The sequence below is a fragment of the Alteriqipengyuania sp. genome, from assembly GCF_964222115.1.
Lineage (GTDB): Bacteria > Pseudomonadota > Alphaproteobacteria > Sphingomonadales > Sphingomonadaceae > Alteriqipengyuania.
Map to the genome: position 1 here is coordinate 118,008 of NZ_CAXQBM010000012.1, position 6,576 is coordinate 124,583.

8 protein-coding genes are annotated in these 6,576 nt (G+C 64.5%); 5 read left to right on the forward strand and 3 right to left on the reverse strand.

Translation table 11 applies throughout. The features are described from left to right. Positions 1 to 27: 27 nt before the first annotated feature. From ACEQXE_RS01855 to ACEQXE_RS01875, 5 genes are all read left to right on the forward strand, one after another. On the forward strand, positions 28 to 426 hold the full coding sequence (locus ACEQXE_RS01855; protein WP_370177185.1) for a hypothetical protein: 399 nt from the start codon (positions 28 to 30) through the stop codon (positions 424 to 426). A 65-nt stretch (positions 427 to 491) separates the two neighbouring features. Beyond that, entirely contained in the window at positions 492 to 1,142 is a 651-nt protein-coding gene (gene gmk / locus ACEQXE_RS01860; protein WP_370177186.1) for a guanylate kinase, read from the forward strand. A 74-nt stretch (positions 1,143 to 1,216) separates the two neighbouring features. Then, entirely contained in the window at positions 1,217 to 1,615 is a 399-nt protein-coding gene (locus tag ACEQXE_RS01865; RefSeq protein WP_370177187.1) for a DUF2946 family protein, read from the forward strand. Between the two features lie 58 nt (positions 1,616 to 1,673). After that, positions 1,674 to 2,774, forward strand: a complete 1,101-nt coding sequence (locus ACEQXE_RS01870; protein ID WP_370177188.1) for a transporter — start codon at positions 1,674 to 1,676, stop codon at positions 2,772 to 2,774. A 78-nt stretch (positions 2,775 to 2,852) separates the two neighbouring features. Continuing rightward, positions 2,853 to 3,392 (forward strand): GNAT family N-acetyltransferase, encoded by a 540-nt coding sequence (locus ACEQXE_RS01875; RefSeq protein ID WP_370177189.1) that lies wholly within the window; start codon positions 2,853 to 2,855, stop codon positions 3,390 to 3,392. A gap of 229 nt (positions 3,393 to 3,621) precedes the next feature. Here ACEQXE_RS01875 and ACEQXE_RS01880 read toward each other — a convergent pair whose 3' ends face one another. The 3 genes from ACEQXE_RS01880 to ACEQXE_RS01890 all read right to left on the reverse strand — a co-directional run. Further along, complete coding sequence (locus tag ACEQXE_RS01880; RefSeq protein ID WP_370177195.1) at positions 3,622 to 4,428, reverse strand: SDR family NAD(P)-dependent oxidoreductase; 807 nt, start codon at positions 4,426 to 4,428, stop codon at positions 3,622 to 3,624. 167 nt (positions 4,429 to 4,595) lie between these two features. Next, on the reverse strand, positions 4,596 to 5,735 hold the full coding sequence (locus ACEQXE_RS01885) for an acyl-CoA dehydrogenase family protein (protein ID WP_370177190.1): 1,140 nt from the start codon (positions 5,733 to 5,735) through the stop codon (positions 4,596 to 4,598). Between the two features lies 1 nt (position 5,736). Then, positions 5,737 to 6,576: acyl-CoA dehydrogenase family protein (locus ACEQXE_RS01890; RefSeq protein WP_370177191.1), on the reverse strand; the 840-nt coding region annotated here is incomplete at its 5' end.

A 6,576-nucleotide genomic window follows, 5' to 3' on the forward strand; every position in this document is an offset into this window, starting at 1 on the left:
GGCCGCAGCAGGGGAGCCGCCAGTCCGATGAGCCGCCGCCGCGAGGAATTGCGCAAGAAGGTTGCGCGTGGTCAGGCACGCGCGCGCGGCGAGCCGGTCCCCGGCCCTTCTCCCAACCCTGCCAGCAACCTTATCATGGCCAACGCCATCGTGCGCACGGGATCGATCCTGTTCCGCAAGGCGGTGGAAAAGCGCATGCTCAAGGGCCGTTACGGCAAGGACGGCGCCCAATCGATTGTCGAGAACCAGGGATTGGGCACCACGCTGACCGGCATGGCGCTGTCGCGCATTGCCTCACGCTCGTCGACTGGTGCGATCGTGGTCGGCGGCGGAATGATCGCCAAGACCCTGTACGACCGGCGGCAAGCAAAAAAGGCGCAGGCGCGCGGTGACGCCGAGCTGCTTGAAAAGACGGCCGAAGACTAAGACTGCCGGGGACGCCAATCGCCGCAAGGCTTGATCTCGCCAGCGTCCGGGGGCCAAAGGCATTCATGGCCGAGCATTCCCCCACAGATTCCGACACCCTGCATCGCCGGGGACTGATGTTCATCCTTTCCTCTCCGTCAGGCGCAGGCAAGACCACGCTGTCGCGCATGCTGCTCGCCTCCGACGATGAAATAGCGCTCTCGGTATCCGCCACCACGCGCCCGCCCCGCGAAGGCGAGGTCGATGGGAAGGACTATCACTTCGTCAGCAACGAGGAGTTCGACCGGCTGGTGGAAGAGGATGGGTTTTACGAGTGGGCGCATGTCTTCGGCAATCGCTACGGCACGCCCAAGGGGCATATCCGCGACGGGTTGAAGCGCGGGCAGGATTACCTGTTCGATATCGACTGGCAGGGCACCCAGCAGCTTTACCAGAAAGACCAGCAGGATACGGTGAGCGTGTTCATCCTGCCGCCCAGCCTCGACGAGCTGCATCGCCGCCTGACCTCGCGCGCGACCGATAGCGAGGAAGTGGTGAACAGCCGGATGGAGCGTGCGCGCGGCGAAATCAGCCACTGGGCCGAATACGACTATGTCGTCATCAACGACGATGTCGATGCGTGCTTCACCAAGGTTCGCGAGATTCTGCATGCCGAGCGGATGAAACGCACGCGCCAGACCGGCCTCATCGATTTCGTCCGCGACCTGATGGGGTAAACCGGCAATAGTCGTGGCGGCGGGACAGTCCGCACCGGTGGAAATACTATCTCATAGGGTGTAGCGCGGCCGGCGTGCTGCGCACTGCCGCCCTTTTCGCCATGCTCGCGCTCGTCTCTCTGGCGAGCATGCCGTTCGGCTACATGCCGGACAGCAATGCCGATGGCGATTTCATGCTGCGCATCTGCGGCGGCACGATGACGGTCGCGGTGGACGCGCCCGACCATACCGCCATTAGGGCGCTGCACGGCGGTGAGCATGGTGATCATGCCGGTCATCGCGATCACGGCGACGCGAGCGAGCATGAAACGCGCTGCAACTATGCTGTGGCGGGGATCGCTCCGCTGCCGCACACGCCCGCGCTGGTCGCGGCTGCACCGGTTCTTCCGATAGACGCACCCGCGATTCCCACACCGCTAACCGGCATCTTCCCGGCCAGGCTGCCGCCTTCGACGGGGCCACCTGCTGCCTGATCGACGAACCGGCCATCCGGCCAGATTGCTTTCGATTCAGATCAGACAGGAAATTCTCATGCAAACCGCAAGGTTCATGGGCGGCACCGCACTGGCGCTCGCCCTTTCGACTATCGCTCTCTCGACCGGGGCGCAGGCACACGATGTCTATGCCGACGATCACGCACCCATCGGCGTGATGGCAGACCACGCGCACAAGAAAGGCGAGTTCATGCTCTCGCTGCGCGTCATGCACATGGAGATGGAGGGCAACCAGATCGGGACCGACGAGGTGTCGCCCGACACTATTGTCACGACCGTGCCCAACCGATTTTTCGGCATGCCCGGCCAGCCGCCCACGCTGCGCATCGTGCCGACCGAAATGCGCACCGACATGGTGATGCTGGGCGCGATGTATGCCCCGTCCGACGCAGTCACGCTGATGGTGATGGCCAATTACCTCCAAAAGGAGATGGACCACACCACCTATATGGGCGGGGCTGGCACCACGGTGCGTGGCACCTTCCAGACCAACCCCAAGGCGTTCGGCGACACCAAGGTCGCAGCGCTGGTTCCGCTGCTTGGCGTGCCGGAGGCTGGCGAAGTCTCGACCGACGAGCTGACCCTGAAAGCGGGCGTCAGCTTGCCGACCGGATCGACCGACGAGACCGCGCAAATCCTCACGCCAATGGGCGGCACGCCGACTGCACGCGTACCCTACATGATGCAAATGGGCACCGGCACGTTCGATCTGGAGCCTGCGCTCACTTACAAGGGGCGTCGCGGCAAACTGGGCTTCGGCGCGCAGGCCAGCGCATCGATCAAGCTGGACGACAACAAGTGGGGCTATGCTTTCGGCGATGTCTATGAAGGCACGGCATGGCTCAGCTACCGCCCTGCCCAATGGCTCAGCCTGTCGGCGCGCGTGAAGGGGCGCTCGATGGATCAGGTCGAAGGGATCGATCCCAACATCATGGGCCCGGTGCAGACCGCCAATCCCGATTTCCAGGGGGGCGAGCGGATCGACGTGCTGGGCGGGATCAACCTGGTCGGCACGCATGGCGCGTTGGCCGGGCACAGGTTTGCGATCGAAGTGGGCGTGCCGGTCTATCAGGACCTCAACGGCCCGCAGATGGCGGGCGACTGGATGCTGACTGCCGGGTGGCAGAAGGCGTTCTAGCGTGCGCGGGGGCGGGCGTTCGCGCGCTCGCCCCCTTCGATCTCGCCAAGGCGTAGGGGTTCTGGCTATGGAGCCCGCATGACCGACACATCCACCATCGAGACCGAGCGCTTCACCATGCGCAAGCTGGTGCGATCCGATGCAGCCGCGCTGCTCCCGACGCTCGGCAGCGAGGAACAGTGCCGCTACATGTCCCGTCCGCATTTCGAGAGCGAGGAGGAGCTGGCCGACTGGCTGACCGATCCGACGTGGGATGGCCGTAGCTGGGCGGCGATAAGCAAGGCAGACGATAGCCTTCAGGGCCGCTTTGTCGCCGTCCCGACGCACGACACGGAGGTTGAGGAGATCGGCTACATCACGGTCGCGTCGCACCAGGGCCAGGGCATTGCGCGCGAGTGCAGTGCCGCGCTGGTCGACCACCTGTTTGCGGCGGAGGGCAAGCGCAAGATCATCGCCGAGATCGATGTCGAGAATGTGCCCTCTGTGGCGCTGGTCGAACGGCTGGGCTTCACGCGCGAGGCGCATTTCCGCCAGCACGAGCGCACGCACAAGGGCATGTGCGACGTGTTTATCTACGCGATGCTGCGCGATGAATGGCACGGCGCCACTAGGGCCTGATCCGGGCCTTCGCCGCGGGCGCCACAAGAACCGATTTTCCTACTCGCGCGGCACAGGTTAGGCATCCAACGGCTCTTTCGAATCGTCGACGATGCGCATGCAGAACGGGGACCGGACCCTGCGGCCCGATCCCCGGTATAATAACCCGTTCGCGCCGGGTCGGATTTCTCGCCTTAGACACTGTGTCAGGTGTGTCAGGCCAGCGCTCCATGGCGGGGCTTACGCCCGCCTATTCGCCCGACGGATCGACGAAATTGCCCGCCCCGATGTTGGCGTTGACCACGCCGCCGTCGATCGGGATTGTCGTGCCGACCACGTAATCGCCCGCGCGGCTGAGCAGGTAGATCGCGCCCGCTGCCATATCCTCGGTCACGCCCACCCGGCGCGAGGGGATGCCCCGTTCGACCATGTCCTGGTTGTCGCGGGCGGCGCGGTTCATGTCCGACGGGAAGGCGCCCGGCCCGATCCCGTTGACCACGATGTTGTGGCCGATCAGCTCGGCCGCCATCCGCCGGGTCAGGTGGATCAGCCCCGCCTTGCTCGCCTGATAGGGATAGGTTGGCCACGGGTTGCTCTTCATCCCGTCGATGCTGGCGATCATGAGGACCTTGGCCGGGCGATCCTTGGTCCCTGCCGCCTTGAGCAGCGGGAGCAGCTTCTGCGTCAGGAAGAACGGCGTCTTCAGGTTGAGGTCCATCGTGCGATGCCAGCCGGCCTCGCTGAAATCCTCGAACGGCTCGCCCCAGGCGGCACCTGCGTTATTCACCAGAAGGTCCAGTTTGTCTTCGCGGCTCGCGAGTTCGTCGGCCAGCGCCTTGATCCCGTCCATCTGCGACAGGTCGCCGGTCAGGCCGATCACCCTGTCGCCCAGTTCGGCGCTGGTTTCGTCAACCTGCTCCTTCTTGCGGGCAACGATGTAGACCTTCGCGCACCCGGCTTCGAGCAGGCCTTCCACGATCATCTTGCCGATCCCGCGGCTGCCGCCGGTAACCAGCGCGATCTTGCCTTCGAGACCGAAAAGGTCGGTGAGTTTCATCATCTGTCTTCTCCCATACCCCCTCCTCTTCAGAGGAGGGGCAGTGAGACTTGGCGTTGCGCAGCAATGCCTAGTCGCAACGGGGTGGTACCGGGGACAAAGCGACGCTGCCGCGTCGGAACCACCCCCCCAACCCCCTCCTTTGGAAAGGAGGGGGAGTGAAAGGCTCAATACCCGCTAAGGTCGGCCACACGGCCCGCGTGGTAGTACATGTCGCCGAGGAACTCCTGCAGCGCGCGGTCACGTTTCATGTAAAGGCCGATGTCGTATTCGTCGGTCATCCCGATGCCGCCATGCATCTGCACGCCTTCCTTGACCGCGAGACCGGCGGCCTTGGCGACCTTGGCCTTGGCGACGCTGGCCATCAGGTCCGCCCTGTCGCTGTCGCCATCGAGCAGCTGCGCAGCCTTGATGGTCACGGCTCGAGCGGTCTCGACCTCGGAATAGAGGTGCGCGGCACGGTGCTGGAGCGCTTGGAATTCGCCGATCAACCGCCCGAACTGCTTGCGCTGCTTGAGGTAGTCGACCGTCATGTCCATCGCCCCACGGGCAACGCCGACACCCTCTGCCGCCGCGCCCACGCGCCCCGCGCGCAGCACGGCGTTCAGGATGTCGCGGCCACCGTCGACCTCACCGATCACGGCGTCGCCATCCAGCTCCACCCCGTCGAAGGTGATGTGGCTCGCCATCGAGGAGTCGACCAGCCGCACCGCATCGTGCGTCATGTTGGCGGCATCCTGCGGCACGGCGAACAGCGTGATCCCGTCCGCATCGCTATCGCTGCCCGATGTGCGGGCGGCGACCACGATCATCTCCGCACTCGCGCCATGGACGACGAAGTCCTTCTTGCCCTTCAGCATGAAGCCGTTGCCCGACTTCTCCGCCTTGCACGCGATCGTCTCGGGCCGGTGCTTCGGCCCTTCGTCGATCGCCACGGCATAGACGTTCTTGCCCGCCACCAGATCGGGCAGCCAGCGGCTCTTCACATCGTCGCCAGCATGTTTCAGCGCAGTCGCGGCGAGCACCGAAGTGGTCAGAAAGGGCGAGGGGGTGAGGTTCGCGCCGATTTCCTCCAGCACGATATTGGCCTCGACCTGGCCCATGCCGAGCCCGCCGTCGTCCTCAGGCAGCAGGATGCCGGTGAAGCCCATTTCGCCGAACTGCTCCCACAGGCCGTGGCCGAACCCGTCCTTGCAGTCGCGGTCGCGCCAGTGGCGCAGCTGCTTGGCCACGCCGCCTTCTTCGCGCATGAATTCGCCCGCGCTGTCGGCGAGCATGGCCTGATCGTCATCGTAGTAAAGTGGCATGTCAGGCTCCCGGGAGTTCGAGGATGCGTTTGGCGACGACGTTGAGCATCACTTCGCTCGTCCCGCCTTCGATGGAATTGCCTTTGGTGCGCAGCCAGCTGCGCGCAGGCTTGCCGCCTTCGGTTTCCTCGCTTTCCCATTCGAGCGCGAGGCTCCCGCCAGCTGCCATCAGCAGCTCGTGGCGGCGCTTGTTGAGTTCGGTCCCGGCATATTTGAGCATGTTCGGCTGCGCCGGGTGCCCCTTGCCGACCTTGACCTCGTCGAGGAACTTCTCGCTCATCGCGGTAAAGGCGAGCGCGTCGACATCGAACAAAGCCATCTCGGCGCGGAGGACCGGGTCGAGCTTGCCCTGGCGGCTGGTGACCGCACCCAGCGACGAGGCACGATCGCCGCCGCCGGTGGCGGAGATCATCTCGCGTTCGTGGCCGAGCAGGTACTTCGCGACATCCCAGCCGCGGTTGATCTCGCCCACGTAGCCGGGAATATCCTCGCCATAGGACTTGGGCACCTTCACGTCGTCCATGAAGGTTTCGCAGAATGGCGAGCTGCCGCTGATCAGCTTGATCGGCTTGGTCGACACACCCTCGCCCGCCATGTCGAACAGCATGAAGGTGATGCCCTGGTACTTGTTCTGCTTGTCGGTGCGGACAAGGCAGAAAATCCAGTCTGCTTCATCGGCATAGGAGGTCCAGATCTTCTGGCCGTTGACCACCCAGTGATCGCCCTTGTCTTCGCCGAAGGTCTGCATCGAGACGAGGTCCGAACCCGAGCCCGGCTCCGAATAGCCCTGGCACCAGCGGATTTCGCCAGCGGCGATCTCGTTGAGGAGATCGGAAGAGCG

Excerpts from the sequence above, each read along its gene's own strand:
- ACEQXE_RS01855 (WP_370177185.1), top strand. The coding sequence starts at position 28 with ATGAGCCGCCGCCGCGAGGAATTGCGCAAGAAGGTTGCGCGTGGTCAG.
- gmk (WP_370177186.1), top strand. The coding sequence starts at position 492 with ATGGCCGAGCATTCCCCCACAGATTCCGACACCCTGCATCGCCGGGGA.
- ACEQXE_RS01870 (WP_370177188.1), top strand. The coding sequence starts at position 1,674 with ATGCAAACCGCAAGGTTCATGGGCGGCACCGCACTGGCGCTCGCCCTT.
- ACEQXE_RS01875 (WP_370177189.1), top strand. The coding sequence starts at position 2,853 with ATGACCGACACATCCACCATCGAGACCGAGCGCTTCACCATGCGCAAG.
- ACEQXE_RS01880 (WP_370177195.1), bottom strand. The coding sequence starts at position 4,428 with ATGAAACTCACCGACCTTTTCGGTCTCGAAGGCAAGATCGCGCTGGTT.
- ACEQXE_RS01885 (WP_370177190.1), bottom strand. The coding sequence starts at position 5,735 with ATGCCACTTTACTACGATGACGATCAGGCCATGCTCGCCGACAGCGCG.